Consider the following 19,714-nt stretch of genomic DNA (forward strand, 5'->3'; position numbering starts at 1 on the left):
AGGCAGTGCCCCTTTCCCATGGTTGGACAAAAAATCACACCTGGCTCAGGCGGCGCGCGCCTTCCAGCAGGGTCTCGTTATCTTTGGAAAAACTCAGCCGGATAATGCCGGTATCGGTGCTGTCGCTGTAGAACGCCGACAGCGGGATCGTCGCCACCTTCGCTTCGCGGATCAAGCGCACGGCGAAATCATTGTCGCTTTCGTGACTGAAGCCGCTAAAGCGTGCCAGCATGAAGAAGCTGCCGCGGCTGGGCAGCAGCTCAAAGCGCGAATCCTGCAGGGCGCTGGCCAGCAGATCGCGCTTTTGTTGATAAAACGCTGCCAGCCCCAGGTAGCTCTGCGGGTTGGCGAGCGCGGCGGCGAAGGCGTGCTGCATCGGCGTATCGGCGGAGAACACCATGAACTGGTGCACCTTGCGGATCTCGTCCATCAGCGCCGCCGGCGCCAGGCAGTAGCCGACGCGCCAGCCGGTGACGTGGTAGGTTTTACCGAACGACGACACGATCACGCTGCGTTCCGCCAGCTGCGGGTAGCGCGCCATGCTGTGGTGAATATCGCCGTCGAACACCACGTGCTCGTAGACCTCGTCGGACAGGATCACGATGTCGGTGTCGCGGGTCAGGGCGGTCAGACGTTCGATGTCGTGCGCGTCAAACACCGCGCCGGTCGGGTTGTGCGGCGTGTTGACGATGATCATGCGCGTTTTGCCGTTGATGGCGGCGGCCACTTCGTCCCAGTCGACGCGAAAATCCTGCAGCGACAGTTTGATCGCTACCGGCGTGGCGCCCTGCAGGCGCACGATCGGCGCATAGCTGTCGAACGCCGGTTCGAAATAGATCACCTCGTCGCCGGGATGCACCAGCGCGCTGATCGCCGAGTACAGCCCTTCACTGGCGCTGGCGATCACCGTGATTTCTTCGTCGGCGTCATAGCGTGCGCCATACAATCGTTCAGCTTTTTCCGCCAGAGCAGCACGTAACGCCGCCACGCCGCTCATCGGCGCGTATTGGTTATGACCTGAGCGCATGGCTTGCGCCGTTGCCTCGATCAGCTGCGGGTCACCGGCGAAGTTGGGCGCGCCCTGCGACAGATTGAGGGCCTGATGTTCGGCGCTGAGTTGGCCAATGACGGTGAAAATGGTGGTGCCGACGTCCGGCAGCTTCGAGCGGGATGAACAGGCGCTCTGCATGATGGGCTCCAGTCAAACAGGGAAGTGTTGAGCGATTAAGCATCAGCCGGCGTAGGCGGACAAGGGAAAGTTTGTCATACTTGCCATGCACTACGATCATACCTAATCGAGGCCCGCTATGCCGATATCCCTGCCGTCGCTCGACGTGTTGAAAACCTTCGTGGTGGTGGCGCAACGCCTCAACTTTACCCATGCCGCCCGGCAGCTGCACCTGACGCAGGGGGCGGTCAGCCGGCAAATCCTCGGGCTGGAACAGCGCCTGGGCTATCCGCTGTTCAGCCGCCAGGCGCGCGGTTTGGCGCTGACGCCGCAGGGCGCGCAGCTGCTGGTGCCGGTGCAGCAGGCGCTGGGGCAGTTGGACGAGGCGCTGACGCGGGCCGTCGCCCCGCCGGGGGCGCTGCGCATCAAATGCCCGACCTGCGCCATGCGCTGGGTGCTGCCGCGCATCATTCGCCTGCAGAATGAACGGCCGGACATGCATATTGAGCTGACCGCTTCGGTGTCGCACGGTCTGGATTTCAGCACCGAGCAATTTGACGCTGCGGTGGTATTCGGCCGGCCGCCGGGCAAAAAGCTGAGCGCGCACCTGCTGTTCGATGAAATCCTCACGCCGGTCTGCACGCCGACGTTTCTGCCGCCAACGCCCCGGCTGGCGGACTTGACGGACAAAACCCTGCTGCACCCGACGCGCGATCGGCGCGACTGGCTGCGCTGGCTGAAGGCGGCGGGGGCCGATGCGCTGCCGTCCGGCAAGGCTCAGCATTTCGATACCCTCGATCTGGCGATGAGCGCCGCGCTGCAGGGGTTCGGCATCGCCATCGGCGATCTGTGCCTGCTGGAGGAGGATATTCAGGCGCGGCGTATCGTCACGCCGTTCCCGCTCTGCGTCAGCAGCGGCGCGGCCTATTATTTGGTCTATCCTGAACGCGGGGCGCCATCGCCGGCGCTGGCGCAGTTTATCGATTTCCTGACGGCGGAGGCCGCCGACAGTCGCGCCCGGCTGCAGAATTACCTGCCGATAACCTGTAATGCTTTGTAAACATTAACGATGCGAATTCCCTTGGCGATGAAACAGAGTGTGGCAAACTGTTTCTTCACTCCGATTAAACTCCGCGGCGTTGGCGGCGGAAACACGCCTGAGATAAAACAAGATGAAATGGCTTTGTGTGGTGAGTATGTTGTCCGGTCTGGCCCTCTGCCCGGCTTTTGCGCAGGAAACGCCGATAACGCAGGGCATGCACGCCCAGCAGCGCGACGCCTTCGTGTCCAATTTGATGAAGCAGATGACGCTGGAAGAGAAGATCGGCCAGCTGCGGCTGATCAGCGTCGGGCCGGATAACCCGAAAGAAGCGATCCGCGAGGGCATCCGCAAAGGGCAGATCGGCGCCATCTTCAATACCGTTACCCGGCCGGACATTCGGGTGATGCAGGATCAGGCGATGCAGCTCAGCCGCCTCAAAATCCCGTTGTTCTTCGCCTATGACGTGGTGCACGGTCAGCGTACCGTGTTCCCGATTAGCCTGGGGCTGGCGGCCAGCTTCGATCTGGAAGCCATCGCGCTCAGCGCCCGGGTGGCGGCGCAGGAGGCCAGCGATGACGGCCTGAACATGACCTTCGCGCCGATGGTCGATATCACCCGCGATCCGCGCTGGGGCCGGGTCTCCGAAGGCTTCGGCGAAGACACCTGGCTGGTATCGAAAATCGCCAAGGTGATGGTCGACGGTTTCCAGAACGGCGATCCGGCCAAACCCGGTTCGGTGATGGCCAGCGTCAAGCACTTTGCGCTGTACGGCGCCGTCGAAGGCGGCCGCGATTACAACACCGTCGACATGAGCCCGCTGCGCATGCATCAGGACTATCTGCCGCCTTACAAAGCGGCGGTGGATGCCGGCAGCGGCGGGGTGATGGTGTCGCTCAACGCGATCAACGGCGTGCCGGCCACCGCCAACCCGTGGCTGCTGAAAGATCTGCTGCGCGACCAGTGGGGCTTTAAAGGCATCACCATCAGCGACCACGGCGCAATTAAAGAACTGATTAAACACGGTGTGGCCGCCGACGCGCGCGACGCGGTGCGGCTGGCAATCACCTCCGGCGTCGACATGAGCATGAGCGACGAGTTCTACGACAAATACCTGCCGGGCCTGGTGAAAGACGGGCTGGTGGCTGAAAGCGATATCGACCGCGCCTGCCGCGACGTGCTGAACACCAAGTACGACATGGGGCTGTTCACCAATCCATACGTGCATCTGGGCCCGGCGGGTGCCGATCCGCAGGACACCAACGCCGAAAGCCGTCTGCACCGCGCCGAGGCGCGGGTGGTGGCACGCAAAACGATGGTGCTGCTGAAGAACGATAAGCAGACGCTGCCGCTGAGCAAGCAGGCGACCATCGCGCTGGTCGGGCCGATGGCCGACAGCCAGCGCGACGTGATGGGCAGCTGGTCCGCCGCCGGAGTGGTCAAGCAGTCGGTGACCCTGCGCGAAGGGTTGGAGCGGGCGGTGGGCGACAAGGCGCGCATTCTTTACGCCAAGGGCGCCAACGTCACGCAGGATAAAGGCATTATCGACTACCTGAACGAGTACGAGCCGGCGGTGGCGTTCGACACCCGTTCGCCGCAGCAGATGATCGACGAAGCGGTGCAGGCGGCGAACAAGGCCGACGTGGTGGTGGCGGTGGTGGGCGAATCGCAGGGCATGGCGCATGAGGCCTCCAGCCGCGCCGACATCACGATCCCGCAGAGCCAGCGCGATCTGATCGCCGCGCTGAAAGCCACCGGCAAGCCGCTGGTGCTGGTGCTGATGAACGGCCGACCGCTGGCGCTGAGCTGGGAGAGCGAGCAGGCGGACGCGATGCTGGAAACCTGGTACAGCGGCACCGAGGGCGGCAACGCAGTGGCGGACGTGCTGTTCGGCGACTATAACCCGTCGGGCAAGCTGCCGATGACCTTCCCGCGCTCGGTCGGCCAGATCCCGATGTACTACAACCACCTGAACACCGGCCGCCCGTTCGGCAAGGAGAATCCGGGCAAGTACACCTCGCGCTACTTCGATTCGCCGAACGGCCCGCTGTATCCGTTCGGTTACGGCCTGAGCTACACCACTTTCAGCCTGTCGGATCTGAAACTGTCCAGCCCGACGATGGCGCGCAACGGCAAGCTAACCGCCAGCGTCACGCTGAAAAATACCGGCAAGTACGACGGCGCCACGGTGGTGCAGCTGTACCTGCAGGACGTGACCGCCTCGGTCAGCCGGCCGGTAAAAGAGCTGCGCAACTTCAAGAAAGTGACGCTGAAGGCCGGCCAATCGCAGCAGGTTGAGCTGCCGATTAGCGAAGACGATCTGAAGTTCTACAACGCCAGCCTGAAATGGGGGGCGGAGCCGGGCAAATTCAACGTGTTCGTCGGCCTGGACTCCGACAACGTGCAGGCGCAAAGCTTTACGCTGAAGTAACCCTGTCCCCCCTCGTTCACCGCGCTGAGCGAGGGGGCATCTATTCATTCCCGCTAACGTCATCGGAGCTTGCCTCATGAAACGCTATCTGGACTGCAGCGCCAGCGATCTGGCCGATATCGGCAAAGCCGACCTGCTCTATGCCATCCGCGCCAGCGAAGGGCGCATTTTGGTCAGCGAAACCATCGCGGTCACTCAGCCGCTGCTCAATAACGTCACCAACGCCGAACTGGCGGCCAGCCAGGGTGCCGACCTGCTGCTGCTGAACCTGTTCGACGTCGACCATCCGCACATCGCGGGCCTGCCCGCCGACGTGCCGCCGCAGGAGGCGCTGCGCACGCTGCAGCGGCTGACCGGACGGGTGATCGGGGTGAACCTGGAGGCCGTCGATCCGGCCTTCGCCACCGAACATAACGATTTCTGGCAGATGACGGCAGGGCGCGCCGCCACCGCCGAGAATGCCCGCAAGCTGTATCAGCTCGGCGCGCGCATGCTGGTGCTGACCGGCAACCCGAACAACGGCGTCAGCAATCAGGCGATCGCCGCCGTGCTGAAAGCGATTCGCGATGAAGTGGGCGACGAGATGGTGCTGGTGACCGGCAAGATGCACGGCGCCGGTATCGTGCGCGAAAGCGGCAGCCAGCTGATCGGCGAGCAGGACATCGCGCTGTTCGTGGAGAACGGCGCGGACATCGTGCTGTTGCCGGCGCCGGGCACCATTCCCGGCATGTCGCAGGAGAAAGTGGCGGCGCTGATCGCCTTTGCCCAGCGGCAAGGCGCGCTGGCGATGACGGCGATCGGCACCTCGCAAGAGGGCGCCGACGTGCAGACCGTGCGGCAGATTGCGCTGATGAGCAAAATGGCCGGTGCGGATCTGCACCATATCGGCGATACCGGCTATCTGGGGCTGGCGCTGCCGGAAAACATCTTCGCTTACAGCGTGGCGATTCGCGGCGTGCGCCACACCTACAGCCGCATGGCGCGCTCGGTGAACCGCTAAGCCTGGGGCTTTTGCGCCGTCACGATGCTGAAATAGCCGAGTGACGGCAGCACCTGAGCAGGCCCGACGTCGCGCAGCTGGTCGCCGATTTCCCTGCCGGAGTATTGGCGGCCCTGCGTCCATCCCATCATCATCAGGCCGCATCCCGCGGCGGCCAAAGGCTGCTGATCAAGTTCCAGAAATAACCGAAATAATGCGGTTTTTTTAACAAAAAGGGTTCCGCTTCCGGCGTAAGATGAAATGTTTCGCCGTCTCTAGCGATCAATTTCAATGCCAATAGCGCCATGATCAACGTTTCCGCCGGGCGTCTTTCCACATTGGCCTGAGCGCATATATCGGTCAGGTTGCGGGGGGGCAGAGCAATAAACTCAAAGATGCCCAGGCGATGCGCGATAAGCACCGCTGGATAGAGATATAAATTCATCGTGATATCGAGAAGGGGTTTTCGTCGCATTGCGGCGGCCGGACGGCATGATTCATGTGAATCCCCTTCCACTAAGGCATGACACATCTTAGCAGGCTATGCCACGCCGGTGGTTTTGGCAAAGAGGGGCACGCAATTGACCGCAGGCCAACGCTTCCGTTGTAAATAATTCCTGGGTGAGATTATTTTTACTATGAATTGAGCGCGGCCAATGCCGAACGTGCAAAAATGACAGCGGGCGGAGATTATTACCCCGGCATGCGTTTTTATTTTATTGAGGCTTAACTTAATCACCGCTATTAATGCATTAGGGTTGTGTTAATCTAGGCCGCCATTATACCGTACCGATATTCACACTGTATTTGTGAATAATTAAAAATTAAATAATTCATTATTAAAACGAGTTAACAATGAAAAAAAACATTCTGACCGGCATGATTGCCGCGACTCTGGGCCTGTTCAACACCGCTAACGCTGAAGGGATGGATCCTGCCGCATTGAAAAACGTCTATGACATCACGCGCAATACCGCCGGGTTGATGTCCTACTGTGTCGATAAAGGTTTCCTGAAAGCCGACAGCATCGACAACGCCAAGAAAATGGTGGCCTACGTGGCGGCTATTCCCGGCGGCGTCGACACCCGCGACGGCGACAAGCGCGAAGCGATGGGCCGAGAAGGCAATGTGCTGAACGACGACGGCAAAGTGGTCGCGTTGGAAAAAGAAGCGCCGCAGGGGCTGCAGGCATGGTGCCAGCAGGCTGACGAAGGGATCCGCCAGGGGCTGACGTCTATCGGTCAGTAAGTCTTCTTCACGCGCCCTTACAGGGCCGATGGGATCCGTCGCCACACCGGCGGATCCGCTTCCAGGATCGCATTCACGCCTCGTTTTACCTCCCGAGTACCCGCATCCGGTTTGATCCCGCTGATTGTTTCGCCATGCACATCGCTATATTATTTTCTATACAACGATAATCAACCGGTCACTGCCATGTTTAACTTTCTCCCGCGCCTGCTGTTGGCGCTTGTTTTGTTTTCCACCGCCGCCCAGGCGGATCGCCAGGTCACCGATCAGCTCAATCGCCAGGTCACGCTGCCCGATCGCATCACCCGCGCGGTGGTGCTGCAACACCAGACGTTGAACCTGTTGGTGCAGCTTGATGCGATGCCTCAGGTGGTCGGTGTGCTCAGCAGTTGGAAAAAGCAGCTGGGGCCAAACTACCTGCGGCTGGCGCCGACGTTGGCAACCCTGCCGATGCCGGGCGATCTGACTTCGGTGAATATCGAGAGCCTGCTCGGCCTGCATCCGCAGGTGGTGTTCGTGGCCAACTATGCGCCGCCGGAGATGATTGCGCAGATCGAACGGGCGGGCATTCCGGTGGTGGCTATCTCGCTGCGCCGCGAGGCGGCCGATCAGGCGGGTAAAATGAATCCGCAGCTGAGCGATGAGGATCGGGCCTATACGCTGGGGCTGCAGGACGGCATTCGCCTGATCGGCGAGGTGATGTCGCGTCAGCCTCAGGCAGAAGCCCTGATTAAGGACGTCATTCAGCAGCGCGCGTTGGTCGCCGAACGGCTGCGCGATCTGCCGGAAAATCAGCGGGTGCGGGTGTATATGGCCAACCCCGATCTCACCACCTACGGCGCCGGCAAATATACCGGGTTGATGATGCGGCACGCCGGTGCGCTCAACGTAGCGGCGAAGGACATTCAGGGGTTTAAACAGGTTTCTATCGAGGATGTCCTGAAGTGGGATCCGGCGGTGATTTTCGTGCAGGAGCGCTACCCGGAGGTGGTGAAACAGATCCTGACGTCACCGCAGTGGCAGCCGATCGACGCGGTGAAGAATAAGCGGGTCTACCTGATGCCGGAGTACGCCAAGGCCTGGGGGTATCCAATGCCGGAAGCGATGGCGTTGGGTGAGTTGTGGATGGCGAAAAAACTTTACCCGCAGCGTTTTGCCGATATCAATCTGCAGCAGCGGGTCGACGCTTACTATCAACGTTATTACCGCGCCACCTGCTGCCAGAGCGGGCAATGAGGCTGGGCTGGCTGGCATTGTTGACGCTGTGCTGCGCGCTGTTTTCGCTCGGCGTTGGCCGCTTTCAGGTGCCAATAACGCACAGCCTGATGATTTTGCTGGAGCCGTTCACCGGGCAGCATTATGCCGGCATCGATGCTATCCAACGCCAGGTGATCCTGGTTGTGCGCGTGCCGCGAGTGCTGTTGGCGATGGGCGCCGGCGCAGCGCTGGCCCTGTGCGGCGCGGCTTTGCAAGGCGTCTTTCGCAACCCGCTGGTCGACCCGCATATCATCGGCGTGTCGTCCGGCGCGGCCTTTGGCGGCACGCTGGCTATCCTGCTCAGCCTGCCATTGGCGGCGCTGCTGCTGTCGGCTTTTGTTTTCGGCATGGCGGCGCTGCTGCTGATTTTCACTCTCACCAGCGCCATTGCGCGGCGCAATATTCTCTCTTTGGTACTGGCGGGAGTGATCCTCAGCGGCTTCTTCTCAGCCTGCGTCAGCCTGATGCAATATCTGGCGGATACCGAAGAGAAACTGCCGAGCATCGTGTTTTGGCTGCTCGGCAGCTTTGCCACCGCCGATCGGCAAAAGCTGCTGATGCTGTTTGTGCCTTTGCTGTTGGCCGGCGGCTTGCTGTTGGCGCTGCGCTGGCGCATCAATCTGCTGTCGTTGGGTGATGAGGATGCCGGTGCATTGGGCATCAACGTTGAGCGCACCCGCTGGCTGATTTTGACGCTGTGCGCCGCCATCGTGGCCGCCCAGGTGGCGGTCAGCGGCAGCATCGGTTGGGTCGGCTTGGTGATCCCGCACGTGGCGAGGCGGCTGGTGGGGCCGGATCACCGGCGCCTGTTGCCGGCTTCACTTTGCCTGGGGGCCCTGTACATGCTGGTGATCGACGATTTGGCGCGCACGCTGAGCAGCAGCGAAATCCCGCTGGGCATTCTGACCGCGCTGATTGGCGCGCCGCTGTTCGCGCTGCTGCTGCGTCGCGCGCAAGTGAGAGGCTGGCATGACTGACACCTTATTGGCCGCCAGGGGCGTGAGTTTCGCCTGGCCGGGCGGGGCTCCGCTGTTCCAACATCTGGACATTCAGCTGCGGCGCGGCGAAGTGCTGGCGATATTGGGCCCGAATGGGCGTGGCAAGAGCACGCTGCTGCAGCTGTTGTTAGGCAGCCTGACGCCGCAATCCGGCGAGATTGAGCGCCACGGTGAGATGGGCTTTGTCCCGCAGCACTTTGCGCCGCCGTTCGCCTATCGGGTGCTGGATATCGTATTGATGGGGCGGGCGCGCCATGTCGGCCTGTTCCGTTCACCGTCAGCCGAGGACCATCGGCTGGCGAGAGAAGCGTTGCAGTCGTTGGATTTGCAGCACCTGGCAGAGCGCGAGTTTGGCAGCCTATCCGGCGGTCAACGTCAATTAGTGATGATCGCCCGCGCGTTGGCGATGCGCTGCGAGGTGTTGATCCTGGATGAACCGACTTCGGCGCTGGATCTGCATTATCAGGATCGGGTGTTGAGCCTGATGGCGAGCCTGGCGCGGGAGCAGCAGTTGGCGGTGGTGTTCTCTACGCATCAACCCAATCATGCTCACGCGGTGGCCGATCGGGCTTTGCTGTTGGGCAAGGAAGGGCGCAGCCGGCTCGGTGCCTGCCGCGAGGTGTTAACGGCGCAATCCCTGTCACCCCTGTTCGAGCTGGCGATCGAACGGGTGCCGCTGACGGTGGCGGGCCGCCGCTACGCGACGCTGGTGCCGCTGTATCGCAGCCAACTGGAGCGACATGATGAGTGATATCCTGCTGTTTGCCGCCGGCAGCCTGCGGCTGGCGTTTGCGCCGCTGCTGTCGGCGTTTCAGCGGCGCGCCAGGCAAAAAGTCACGGCGGAATTCGGCCCGGCGGGGTTGTTGCGCCAGCGGATAGAGAATGGCGAGCGGCCACAGCTGTTCGCCTCGGCCAACGTGGCGCACCCGCAAAGGTTGGCGGATCTTGGGATAGCGGGGGCGGTGCAGATTTTTGCGCGCAATCGGCTCTGTGTGACGGTACGCAACGTGCCGGCATTAACCGAACGTCCGCTGCCGCAGGTGCTGTTCGATCCCCACTGGCGCCTTGCTACCTCGACACCGGAGGCAGATCCTTCCGGCGATTATGCGCTGCAGCTTTTCGAACGTTGTGAGCAATACTGGTCGGGGCAAGGGGAAGCGTTGCGCCGCCGGGCGCTGCCGTTGGTTGGCGGCAGGGATTCTGCCCCGGTGCCGGCGGGCCGATTGGCAGCGGAATATCTGATCGCCGGCGGGCAGGCGGATATTTTTCTCGGCTACGCCAGCTATGCTCCGGCCTTAGCCGCCTACCCGACGTTGGCGGTGCGGCCGTTGGCGCCGCCGCTGGACATCGAGGCGGATTACGGTTTATGCCTGTTGGATGACGGCGCGCAGCGGTTAGCCGCATTTATCTTGAGCGAACAGGGGCAGGAAATCCTGAGCCGACACGGGTTTATGCGGCGCGCGGAATGACTCGCCGGGCCTGGCGGCCCGGAGAATGTTACCAGAACAGCGGTGTGGTGTTTTCAGCCAGAAACGCCAGCAGGATTTCGTTGACCGCCGTCGGGTTTTCCTTGTTGCTGATATGCCCGGCGTTGGGGATCAGCACGTGCCGACAGCCGAGAAGATCGGCCATGCGCTGGCCTTCCGCCGGCGGGCGCGGTTTATCCTGCGCGCCGGTGATGACGATGCTGGCGGCGGTGATGTTTTCCAGCAGCGCCAGCTTGTCGGGGCGACCGAAGATCATCCGGCCCAGCGGGACGATGCTCTCGCGCAGGCGAGCGGCGGGCAGGCTCTGCAGATGGGCCAACAATGGTTGCGACAACGCATCGGGTACTTCGTCGGAATAAAACTGCGCGGCGATATACTCCAGCAACGGCGAGGTGATGGCGCCGGCCTGTTCAACGGCCGCCAGCATGCCCATATAACGCTGCCGCGCCTCCGGCGTTTCGTCGCCCAGATAGCTGTCCATCAGCGCCAGCACCTTGACCCGCTCAGGCGCCAGTGCTGCCAGTTCGGCGCCCCACATGCCGCCGACGGACAGGCCGACGATGCCGAACTCTTCAATATCCAAGCGATTCATCAGCGCCAAATGATCGGCGGCGATATCCGACAGGCTGTTTCGCCCGGCCGGCAGCGCCGGTGAGTCGCCGTGGCCCCAGAGATCCGGCACGATCAGGCGGTAGCGTTTCGCCAGCGCTTCGAACTGCGGTGCCCACATGTTCAGATCGAACAGATAGCTGTGGCCCAGCAGCAACGGAAAGCCTGAGCCCACGTCGAGATAATGCAGGGATTTGCCCATCGTTGGCATCTTATCGGTTCCTTATATAAAGAGAGTCCGGCTGCTTATATCACACTCATATTCAACCTGCGGTATTAATTTACCTTAAATTACTTAGGTAAATCCTTATTTTTAATTTCTCTTGATAACAAGACGTCAATGAAAGGTAACGCTAAGGATAATATTCTGGTGACGATAAGCGCCTTGGTTTATGCTGGCGCTCCTTTCAAGATGGAATAGCTAAACAGGGAGTCACGATGAAAAGACTTTTCAGACTATTAATTATTTTGCTTGTTATTTTGCTGCTGGCGGCGGTGCTGTGGTGGTTCTTCGGGCGTGGTAATCCGAATGCGCTGTGGCAAATCGTCAGCCAACAGTGCGTGCCCAATCAGCAGCAGAACAACGATCCGGCGCCCTGCTTAAAGGTTGATTTAACACAGGGTTATGTGCTGTTTAAGGACAGCAAAGGCCCCTATCACGATCTGGTGATGCCAACCGAAAAGGTCAGCGGCATCGAGAGCCCGGCATTGCAGACGGAGCACGCGCCGCCTTATTTCGCCCAGGCCTGGAATAACCGCGAACATATATCCGGCGAGTTGGGTAAGCCGTTAAAAGATGCGTGGCTTTCGCTGGCGGTCAATTCGAAATATGGCCGTTCTCAGGATCAGCTGCATATTCACGTTGCCTGCCTGCGTCAGGATATCTATAACGCGCTGGGGCAACAGGCGGAGCAATTAGATCAGCAGTGGCGCCCGCTGGCGGTGAAATTGGTCGGCCACCAATATCTGGCCAGAAAATTGGCGGGCACCGATTTAACCCAGGAAGATCCTTTCCGTTTGCTGCACAACTATGTGGTCGAGCAGGGCGACAGCATCGGCAATTATGGCCTGGCGCTGGCGGTCAGCCCGCAGGGTGAGATGCTGCTGTTGGCCAACCGTTTGAAGTTGACCGATCTGAACCTGGGCTCGGCCGGCGAAATTCAGGACTACCACTGCGCGGTGGCGGGGAACTGAGTTTTTCTTATCGCTCCCCGCGTTGTCGGGGAGCGAATCTGTAAAAATGCGATATATCGCTCTGTATTAACTGAATTTTATTTTATTCCGCGACATCTGCTTGATCCTGTCATAACGTCCGATCTATTATTTGTTTGCACAAGCAAATAAATAATCGAGAGCAATCCGGTATGTCACAACCACGCAAACTTCCTGCTGCGCTGGGCATCCATCTGGATGTGACCAATCGCCTGTGGCGCACGGCGATGGACCAGTCGGTAAAAATGACCAATCTGACGCGCCCGCACTGGCTGGCGCTGAGTGCGATTGCCGATTTGGGGGATGGCTGCACCCTGAAAGACGTTTCGCAGCATTTGAACGCCGAAGTCTCGACGATGTCGCGTGCGTTGCTGTTTTTGGAAAAAAATCGGCTGATCGCTCGCGATGCCCTGTCTGAGGATAAGCGCGCTAAAGGCGTGAGAATGACCGCGGCCGGGCAGGAGATGCTGGCGCAGTTGGATCACTCCAGCCAACAGGCACGGCAAAAGCTGCTCAACGGCATTTCGGCCGGCGATCTGGAGGCTTTTTACCGCGTATTGTTTGGCATCAAACATAACGCGATAGCGATGCTCGAACAGGAAAATCTATTGCCGGACGAGTTTGCGCTGTTGGCGGAGGAGCGAGCAGGTGCGATGAAGCCGGAAGGTGAAGCGTGAACGGCCGCTGGCGGAGAGCACAACAGCTGTGCGTTATCGCGTTGGGGATCTTCTCCTGCCCGGTCTTCGCCAGCCAGAATGACCAACAGGTCATCGCACGCGGAAAATACCTGGCGATCGCCGCAGATTGCGCGGCTTGTCACCGCGGCAGCGCCCAACAGGACGCCCCCTACGTCGGCGGTTATGCCATCGCTTCGCCGATGGGCGATATCATCGCCAGCAATATCACGCCCGCCAAAGGAACCGGCATTGGCGACTACAGTGAGCCAGAGTTTCGCCGCGCGTTAACGCAGGGCATCCGGCGAGACGGCCAACCCTTGTATCCCGCCATGCCCTATACCGCTTATCGGGGGCTGAGCGATGACGATCTGCACGCGCTGTATCGTTATTTCATGGCCGGCGTCGCCCCGGTCGATCGCGCGGTGCCTGAGACCCAACTGGCGTTCCCTTTTTCCTGGCGTTATGCGATCCACGGCTGGAACTGGCTGTTTCTGAAAAAAACGCCCGTCGATGAAGACGTGAAAAAAGCGCGTGGTCGCTATCTGGTGGATGTTTTGGGGCATTGCTCGGCGTGTCACAGCCCGCGCAACGCGATGATGGCCGAACGCGACGATCGCTATCTGGCGGGCGGGGAGGCCGGCGGTTGGATCGCGCCGAATATCACCTCGGATCCTGTCAGCGGCATCGGCGGCTGGAGCAGGGAAGAGTTGGTGCAGTATTTGCGTACCGGGCGCAATGATAAAGCCCAGGCGGCCGGCGGCATGGCGGAGGCGGTGGAGCACAGCCTGCGTTTCCTGAGCGACGACGATCTTGACGCCATCGCCGACTGGCTTAAACAGACGCCGCCGATCGCCACCGCGCAAGGAACGAAAGCGGCCTATGCCTATCAGGGAGGCGGTGAAGGCCGTGCCGCCGGGCAGGCGCTGTATGCCGCTGCCTGCGCCAGTTGCCACCGCCTGGGCGGCGAAGGCGCCTACGACGGCCATTTCCCTTCTTTGACACACAATTCCACCGTAGGCAGCGAGCAGGCCAATAACCTGATCATGGTGATGCTGCATGGCGTGCAGCGCCAGGGAGAGACGCTGCAAACCTGGATGCCGGGATTCGCCGACAGCCTGGATGACCGGCAACTGGCCGAGCTGGGCAATTACGTATTGCAGCAATTCGGCAATCCGGCGGTCAGGATAACGCCGGAGCAAGTGGCTCAGCTGCGGGCTGGCGGTGAGAAACCGTGGTTGATCGCGTCACTGCCTTATGTGTTTTGGGGCGGGGTATTGCTGGCATTGATCGTCATCGGGGCGTGGGTGAAACGTCGGGTGAAGCGTTGAGCGAGGAGAGAGTGGCATGAAGTTCAATCTGAACGGCCAGGCGGTCGAATTTAACGGCGAGCAGGATACGCCGCTGCTGTGGGTGATCCGGGAACATTTTAAGTTAACCGGCACCAAGTTCGGCTGCGGTATCGGCGCCTGCGGCGCCTGTACGGTGCATGTCGACGGTAAGGCAGTGCGTTCATGTTGCTATCCGCTGCAATTGGTACGCGATCGGCAGGTGACCACTATCGAAGGATTGTCCACCGATCGCAGTCATCCGGTGCAGCAGGCCTGGATAGCGGAGGATGTGCCGCAGTGCGGCTACTGCCAATCGGGCATGATCATGGCGGTCAGCGCGTTGCTGGCGGAGCACCCGAAGCCGGACGACCGGCAGATAGATACCGGCCTGACCAATCTGTGCCGCTGCGCCACTTATCACCGTATCCGCGCGGCGGTGCACCGCGCCGCCGACAAGGGAGAACCCTAAGCATGGCGATCACCCGCAGAACCTTGCTAAAAGGCAGCGCGTTGGCGGTGGCCGCCATGCTGCTGCCGATATCGACGCGCAGCCTGGCGGCCGTGGTTTCGCAGGATGCGGCGCCGCCCGACGGTCAGTATGAATTGAACGATTGGATCTGGATCGATAGCGGCGGCCGCATCGTCATCGGCGTGTCGCAATGTGAGGTCGGGCAGGGGATTTACACCGGCCTGGCCGAAGTGGTGGCGGCGGAAATGGATGCCGATTGGGCGCAGGTGACGGTGAAGTTCGTCACCGGCCGCGATGCCTACCGTCAGGTTGCCGGGGGCGAGGCTTTCGCGCAGTTTGTCGCCGCCTCAACCTCAATGACCAAATTTTATCAGCGTACCCGGCTGGCCGGCGCGCAGGCGAGAGACTTTTTTCTGCGGGCCGGTGCGCGACATCTTGCACTTTCACCGCGGCAGTGCCGTACGGAGAAAGGTTGGGTGATTGAGGAGGACGGGCAGCGTAAGGTCGCCTATGGCGATTTGGTGCGCTATGCCGCCGAGCTGCCGTTGGATCCGCAGCCTGCTTTAAAGAGCGAAGCGCAAGAGCAAGAGAGTTTCATCGGCAAGCCGCTGTTGCGGGTCGATACGCCGGAGAAAGTGGACGGCAGCGCGATTTACGGTATCGATATTGACCTGCCGGAGATGCTGATCGGCGTCCCCTGGATGGTGCCCGATCTCAGCGGAAAGCTGGTCGCCGTGCGTAATGAACGGCAGATCCGGGCCATGCCGGGCGTAGTGGATCTGGTGCTGACCCGGCAGTGGTCGATGAACAACATGGTCGGATTGGATCACGATATGTCGCTCAATACGGTGATCGTGGTGGCGGCGAGCTACTGGCAGGCCAAAAAGGCGGCGGATTTGCTGGAGGTTGACTGGCTGCCGGGCGCTGGACAAGCGCTGTCCGGTAGCGCGATTGCGGCGGAGAATCTGGCGATGCTGGATGGCGATACCTTGGTGTCGGCGGTCGATCGCGGCGAGGCGCCGGCGTTGATTCGTGGCGCTGAACAAGATTCGCGCTTGCATGAGGCGCGTTACGGCGCGCCTTATGTGGCGCATGCCACCCTGGAGCCATGCAACGCCACCAGCCATTATGAAGAGGGCCGTATCGAAACCTGGGGCCCCTTCCAGGGGCAGGACATGGTGCGCAACGTTCTGGCGAAAATGTTCGGGCTGAAGCCGACGGATGTGGTGGTGAATACGACCTACCTGGGGGGCAGCTTTGGGCGCAAATATCTGCCGGATGCCGTAATGCATGCTACCGCCGCCTCCCGGGCGGTGGGGAAACCGGTCAAGGTGATCTATCCGCGTGAGATCGACATTCGGCATGAATATTATCGTCCGGGCTGCATCAGCCATTATCGGGCGTTGCTGGATGAAAACGGCTACCCGCAGGCGCTGTGGGCGCGCTATGCCGGGCAGTCGCTATTCTGGCAAATGCGGCGCGAAACGGTACACGAGGCCGGGGGATGGGATGAAAGTATGGTGGAGTGCGTTTACAGCACGCCGTATCGCATCCCTCATCTGAAGGTGGAGGCCGGCATCGTCGAACAGCCGATTTCCCTGAGCTATCTGCGTGGCGTCGGCAGCGTCGCCAGCCTGTTCTTTTTGGAAAGCTTTATCAGCGAACTCAGCCATAAGGCCAAGCGGGACGAGTATCAGTATCGGCGGTATCTGCTGCAGGGCAACCCAGAGGCGTTGCGCGTACTGGAGGCTACCGCGGCGGCGGCGGGTTGGCAGCGCGAACCGCCGCCGGGCGTTTATCGCGGGATGTCGTGCAATATTTGGCTCGGCCGCAATAACGCTTTCACCACTTACGTCGGTTTGGTGGTTGAAATCGCCATTCAGGAAGGGCGGCTGCGGGTGCTCCGCGCGGTATGTGCGATTGACTGCGGCAAGGTGATAAACCCGAACCTGGTGCGCGCCAACGTAGAGGGCGGCATCGGCTTTGCGCTGACCACCTGTCTGCACAGCGAACTGCACTTTGAACGGGGCGGCGTGGTGGAAGGGAATTTCGATCGTTATCCGCTGCTGGTGATCGCCGAAATGCCCAAAGTGGAAGTGGTGGTGCTCGACAGCGCGCGTGCGCCGCAGGGATGCGGAGAAGTGTCGACTGCGGTGGTCGCTCCGGCGATAGCCAGCGCGCTGCATAAGGCCACCGGCAAAACCTATCGTACGATGCCGTTCCCACGCGAGTTCTCCTCGGTGTAACGGCCCGCCGGCTGCCGCGCGCTCAGAGCTTCTTCAGCAGCGCCAGCAGCTGCGCTTCGCTTTTCTCCGCCAAACCGTCGATGGCCAGCTTGATGATGTCGGAGCGGGTAATGCGCACGATGCCGCTGCGCGCCGCCTGCACGATCACTTCATCGATGGCTTCAATGTGGCTGTCCGTCAGGCTGACGGAAATCGCCTTATAGGTGCGCTTGCGGCCGGCCGGTTTGGCTTCCGGCGCGGGCGCCGCGACCGGCAGCGTGTGCGAGGTGGCGCTGTTGATGAATTCGTCTTCCGACATGCGGTGGGTGGGGGTGCGCTTCTTCACAGGATCACCTCTTTCACCAGGCATTCAATTTCGCTCTGCGCCTTTTCGTTGTTCGCCTCATGCACGGTGATAGCTTCGCCCCAGGCGTCGCGGTAAATCTTGCGGTCGCACAGGCGGTGGCTCACCAGGGTGAACTCCGGGTATTCGCTCAGCACCTGCGCCGCTTCGTTGGCTTCATTGATGAAGATGTTGGTCGGGCACATGTTCAGCACGATGTAGCCTTTGACCTTCTCGTTGTATTCCTGCGCGGTGGAGAACATCTCCGACAGATAGCCGATGGTGTCGAGATCCATCTGCGAAGGGCGCAGTGGCGAGAGGAACAGATCGGCGGCCAGCAGCCCGGAGCGCAGTTCGGCGCTGTCGCGGCCGGCGGTGTCGACGATCACGTAGTCGTAATGGCGATCCAGTTCCAGCAGCGTTTCCTTGATTTTGCCCGACGCGGCCACCACCGGAATGTGCGGCAGCCCCTCGACGTTCTGACGGTCGTTGTACCAGGTCATGATCGATTTCTGGTCGTCGGCATCGACGATGATCGCCGTCTTGCCTTGCTTAAGAATCAGATACCCGGCGATATTCACCGCTTTCGTCGATTTGCCGACGCCGCCTTTTTGCGAGCCAATCAGAACAATCATGCTGCCATCTCTCAAGTTATTAAGCTGATAACTTATTAAGTTAATGTGCTTATTAGGTTGATAATCAAACAGGTTAACAAGAACAACTCGCGAACAATATGCACCAACTGCGGCGGCTTGCCAAGCCAGTATGTCGTTAACTGCGCAGCTTATTTTGCGCTGGATGGCCCGGATGGGTAAGTAGGAATTCTCTGGGAAGTGGCGGAACGGAAGAGGGAGTTGTTAATTTAACAGCTTAATAAGTTAGTGGCTCATTAAGCTGTCGGTGGCGTTACTTCTTCATCATCACCTTCAGGTTGGCGAACGGGTTATGGGTGGCGACGCCGACATCTTTCTGCGCGTCTTCACCGGCCACCACCGTCGAACCGTATTGATCGGCCTCGGTGTATTTCGAGTGCTCGTGGTCGTGGCAGTACAGGCACAGCATTTCCCAATTGCTGCCGTCTTCGGGGTTGTTGCTGTGATCGTGATCGATGTGGTGCACCGTCAGTTCGCGCAGGTTGGAATAAACGAACTCGCGCGAGCAGCGCCCGCATACCCAGGGGAACAGTTTCAGCGCTTTTTCGCGATAGCCGGTTTCCAGCTTCGCATAGTTTTTGGGGATATAGGCCATGGTGGTCGTCCGTCGTGAATCACTATGCGGCAAATAATACCACACTGCGTACGGCGACAACGTGCGGCTCATCCTGTTGCTAGCGAAATGTCTCCACTGCCCAGTCGATAAACGCCCGCAGCTTGCCGCTGAGGTGGCGATTGGACGGGTACACCACGTACATCTGCTCCGGCGGCGGCTGCCAGTCGTGCAGCAGGCTGACCAGCTCGCCGCGCTCGAGGTGCGGCTGCGCCATAAACCGATAGATCTGGATGATGCCCAATCCGGCCAGGCTCGCCGCCAGCAGCGCGTTGCCTTCGTTAATGCTGACCGGGTAGCGCTGTTGAATGGCGATCTCTTTGCCGCGTTCGACATAGCGTTGCGGATGGATGCGGTCGTTGACCGGATGGCGGTAGTGCACCATCGGAAAACCCTGTTCCAGATCGCACGGGTGGCGTGGGGCGCCGTGGCGCGCCAGATAAGCCGGGGTGGCGCAGCTGACCCAGTCCAGATCGAACAGACGCCGGGCGATCAGGCTGGAGTCGGCCAACGGGCCGCTGCGAATCACGCAGTCCGCGCTGTCGCTGATCAGATCGATAACGCGATCGCCGATGCTGAGATCGATCTGGATTTGCGGGTAGCGTTCCAAAAAGCCTGGCAGTGCCGGCAACAGCAGCTGGCGGGCGGTGCCGCTGCCGGTATCGATGCGCAGCACGCCCTGCGGAGAATTCTGTGACTCGGTCAGACAGCCCTCCATCTGCTCCAAATCCGCCAGCCATTTCACCGTATTCTGGTAATAGCATTCGCCTTCGCGGGTGACCGACACGCTGCGGGTGGTGCGCTGGAACAGCTTGGTCTGCAGGTGATCCTCCAGATTCTGGATCAGCTTGGTGACCGTCGCTTTCGGCATGCCCAGCGAATCGGCGGCGCGGGTAAAACCGCCGGTTTCCACCACGCGGTTAAATACCCGGATAGCGAGCAAATGATGGTCCATAGGTTCCCAACGTCATGCCCCGG

The 19,714-nt window shown here is 60.6% G+C and carries 21 protein-coding genes; 13 read left to right on the plus strand and 8 right to left on the minus strand.

Features of this window, described 5'->3' with window-relative positions; genetic code table 11:
- Nucleotides 1-34 precede the first annotated feature (34 nt).
- Complete coding sequence (locus SSARUM_RS06455) at nucleotides 35-1,189, minus strand: methionine aminotransferase (RefSeq protein WP_033647046.1); 1,155 nt, start codon at nucleotides 1,187-1,189, stop codon at nucleotides 35-37.
- Between the two features lie 118 nt (nucleotides 1,190-1,307).
- On the opposite strand from SSARUM_RS06455, the gene SSARUM_RS06460 reads away from it, so the two are divergent.
- The 3 genes from SSARUM_RS06460 to SSARUM_RS06470 all read left to right on the plus strand — a co-directional run bounded on the left by SSARUM_RS06460 (nucleotide 1,308) and on the right by SSARUM_RS06470 (nucleotide 5,638).
- A complete protein-coding gene (locus SSARUM_RS06460) occupies nucleotides 1,308-2,228 on the plus strand; it encodes a LysR substrate-binding domain-containing protein (protein WP_033647045.1) in 921 nt (306 codons plus the stop codon).
- 112 nt (nucleotides 2,229-2,340) lie between these two features.
- On the plus strand, nucleotides 2,341-4,638 hold the full coding sequence (gene bglX / locus SSARUM_RS06465; protein ID WP_060429715.1) for a beta-glucosidase BglX: 2,298 nt from the start codon (nucleotides 2,341-2,343) through the stop codon (nucleotides 4,636-4,638).
- A 76-nt stretch (nucleotides 4,639-4,714) separates the two neighbouring features.
- On the plus strand, nucleotides 4,715-5,638 hold the full coding sequence (locus tag SSARUM_RS06470) for a DUF7916 family protein (protein WP_060429717.1): 924 nt from the start codon (nucleotides 4,715-4,717) through the stop codon (nucleotides 5,636-5,638).
- On the opposite strand, the gene SSARUM_RS06475 is transcribed toward SSARUM_RS06470, so the two are convergent.
- Together SSARUM_RS06475 and SSARUM_RS06480 are read right to left on the minus strand one after the other, a co-directional pair.
- On the minus strand, nucleotides 5,635-5,772 hold the full coding sequence (locus SSARUM_RS06475) for a hypothetical protein (protein WP_223181940.1): 138 nt from the start codon (nucleotides 5,770-5,772) through the stop codon (nucleotides 5,635-5,637). The genes SSARUM_RS06470 and SSARUM_RS06475 overlap by 4 nt on opposite strands.
- Nucleotides 5,772-6,062 (minus strand): methyltransferase dimerization domain-containing protein, encoded by a 291-nt coding sequence (locus SSARUM_RS06480; RefSeq protein ID WP_060418503.1) that lies wholly within the window; start codon nucleotides 6,060-6,062, stop codon nucleotides 5,772-5,774. Before SSARUM_RS06480 ends, SSARUM_RS06475 begins: the two co-directional genes overlap by 1 nt.
- Nucleotides 6,063-6,472: 410 nt before the next feature.
- Between SSARUM_RS06480 and SSARUM_RS06485 the strand changes: the two genes are divergently transcribed.
- The 5 genes from SSARUM_RS06485 to SSARUM_RS06505 all read left to right on the plus strand — a co-directional run bounded on the left by SSARUM_RS06485 (nucleotide 6,473) and on the right by SSARUM_RS06505 (nucleotide 10,589).
- On the plus strand, nucleotides 6,473-6,865 hold the full coding sequence (locus SSARUM_RS06485) for a hypothetical protein (RefSeq protein WP_033647042.1): 393 nt from the start codon (nucleotides 6,473-6,475) through the stop codon (nucleotides 6,863-6,865).
- 186 nt (nucleotides 6,866-7,051) lie between these two features.
- Nucleotides 7,052-8,101: an ABC transporter substrate-binding protein gene (locus SSARUM_RS06490; protein ID WP_033647041.1), complete on the plus strand. Its 1,050-nt coding sequence runs from the start codon at nucleotides 7,052-7,054 to the stop codon at nucleotides 8,099-8,101.
- On the plus strand, nucleotides 8,098-9,099 hold the full coding sequence (locus SSARUM_RS06495) for a FecCD family ABC transporter permease (protein ID WP_033647040.1): 1,002 nt from the start codon (nucleotides 8,098-8,100) through the stop codon (nucleotides 9,097-9,099). Before SSARUM_RS06490 ends, SSARUM_RS06495 begins: the two co-directional genes overlap by 4 nt.
- Nucleotides 9,092-9,871 (plus strand): ABC transporter ATP-binding protein, encoded by a 780-nt coding sequence (locus SSARUM_RS06500; protein ID WP_033647038.1) that lies wholly within the window; start codon nucleotides 9,092-9,094, stop codon nucleotides 9,869-9,871. Before SSARUM_RS06495 ends, SSARUM_RS06500 begins: the two co-directional genes overlap by 8 nt.
- Complete coding sequence (locus SSARUM_RS06505; protein WP_079656313.1) at nucleotides 9,864-10,589, plus strand: substrate-binding domain-containing protein; 726 nt, start codon at nucleotides 9,864-9,866, stop codon at nucleotides 10,587-10,589. Before SSARUM_RS06500 ends, SSARUM_RS06505 begins: the two co-directional genes overlap by 8 nt.
- A 28-nt stretch (nucleotides 10,590-10,617) precedes the next feature.
- On the opposite strand, the gene SSARUM_RS06510 is transcribed toward SSARUM_RS06505, so the two are convergent.
- Entirely contained in the window at nucleotides 10,618-11,418 is an 801-nt protein-coding gene (locus SSARUM_RS06510) for an alpha/beta fold hydrolase (RefSeq protein ID WP_080281276.1), read from the minus strand.
- A gap of 236 nt (nucleotides 11,419-11,654) precedes the next feature.
- Between SSARUM_RS06510 and SSARUM_RS06515 the strand changes: the two genes are divergently transcribed.
- The 5 genes from SSARUM_RS06515 to SSARUM_RS06535 all read left to right on the plus strand — a co-directional run bounded on the left by SSARUM_RS06515 (nucleotide 11,655) and on the right by SSARUM_RS06535 (nucleotide 17,148).
- Nucleotides 11,655-12,410: a CDP-diacylglycerol diphosphatase gene (locus SSARUM_RS06515; protein WP_033647034.1), complete on the plus strand. Its 756-nt coding sequence runs from the start codon at nucleotides 11,655-11,657 to the stop codon at nucleotides 12,408-12,410.
- Nucleotides 12,411-12,580: 170 nt separating this feature from the next.
- Nucleotides 12,581-13,105 carry a MarR family winged helix-turn-helix transcriptional regulator gene (locus SSARUM_RS06520; protein WP_049212833.1) on the plus strand — a complete coding sequence of 175 codons (525 nt, stop codon included), beginning with the start codon at nucleotides 12,581-12,583 and terminating at the stop codon, nucleotides 13,103-13,105.
- Complete coding sequence (locus SSARUM_RS06525; RefSeq protein ID WP_060429719.1) at nucleotides 13,102-14,433, plus strand: c-type cytochrome; 1,332 nt, start codon at nucleotides 13,102-13,104, stop codon at nucleotides 14,431-14,433. Before SSARUM_RS06520 ends, SSARUM_RS06525 begins: the two co-directional genes overlap by 4 nt.
- A 16-nt stretch (nucleotides 14,434-14,449) precedes the next feature.
- Entirely contained in the window at nucleotides 14,450-14,902 is a 453-nt protein-coding gene (locus SSARUM_RS06530; RefSeq protein ID WP_041034004.1) for a (2Fe-2S)-binding protein, read from the plus strand.
- 2 nt (nucleotides 14,903-14,904) lie between these two features.
- Nucleotides 14,905-17,148, plus strand: a complete 2,244-nt coding sequence (locus SSARUM_RS06535) for a xanthine dehydrogenase family protein molybdopterin-binding subunit (RefSeq protein WP_060429720.1) — start codon at nucleotides 14,905-14,907, stop codon at nucleotides 17,146-17,148.
- A 22-nt stretch (nucleotides 17,149-17,170) separates the two neighbouring features.
- Here SSARUM_RS06535 and SSARUM_RS06540 read toward each other — a convergent pair whose 3' ends face one another.
- From SSARUM_RS06540 to SSARUM_RS06555, 4 genes are all read right to left on the minus strand, one after another.
- On the minus strand, nucleotides 17,171-17,473 hold the full coding sequence (locus SSARUM_RS06540) for a hypothetical protein (protein WP_033637563.1): 303 nt from the start codon (nucleotides 17,471-17,473) through the stop codon (nucleotides 17,171-17,173).
- Nucleotides 17,470-18,105: an AAA family ATPase gene (locus SSARUM_RS06545; protein WP_033637564.1), complete on the minus strand. Its 636-nt coding sequence runs from the start codon at nucleotides 18,103-18,105 to the stop codon at nucleotides 17,470-17,472. The genes SSARUM_RS06540 and SSARUM_RS06545 overlap by 4 nt, the downstream gene beginning before the upstream one ends.
- Before the next feature lie 271 nt (nucleotides 18,106-18,376).
- The gene (gene yajD, locus SSARUM_RS06550; protein ID WP_060429722.1) at nucleotides 18,377-18,718 is read right to left on the minus strand and encodes an HNH nuclease YajD; all 342 of its coding nucleotides are present in this window, start codon (nucleotides 18,716-18,718) and stop codon (nucleotides 18,377-18,379) included.
- A 79-nt stretch (nucleotides 18,719-18,797) separates the two neighbouring features.
- A complete protein-coding gene (locus SSARUM_RS06555; RefSeq protein ID WP_033637565.1) occupies nucleotides 18,798-19,691 on the minus strand; it encodes a LysR family transcriptional regulator in 894 nt (297 codons plus the stop codon).
- Between the last annotated feature and the right edge of the window lie 23 nt (nucleotides 19,692-19,714).

This window comes from Serratia sarumanii (assembly GCF_029962605.1).
Lineage (GTDB): Bacteria > Pseudomonadota > Gammaproteobacteria > Enterobacterales > Enterobacteriaceae > Serratia > Serratia sarumanii.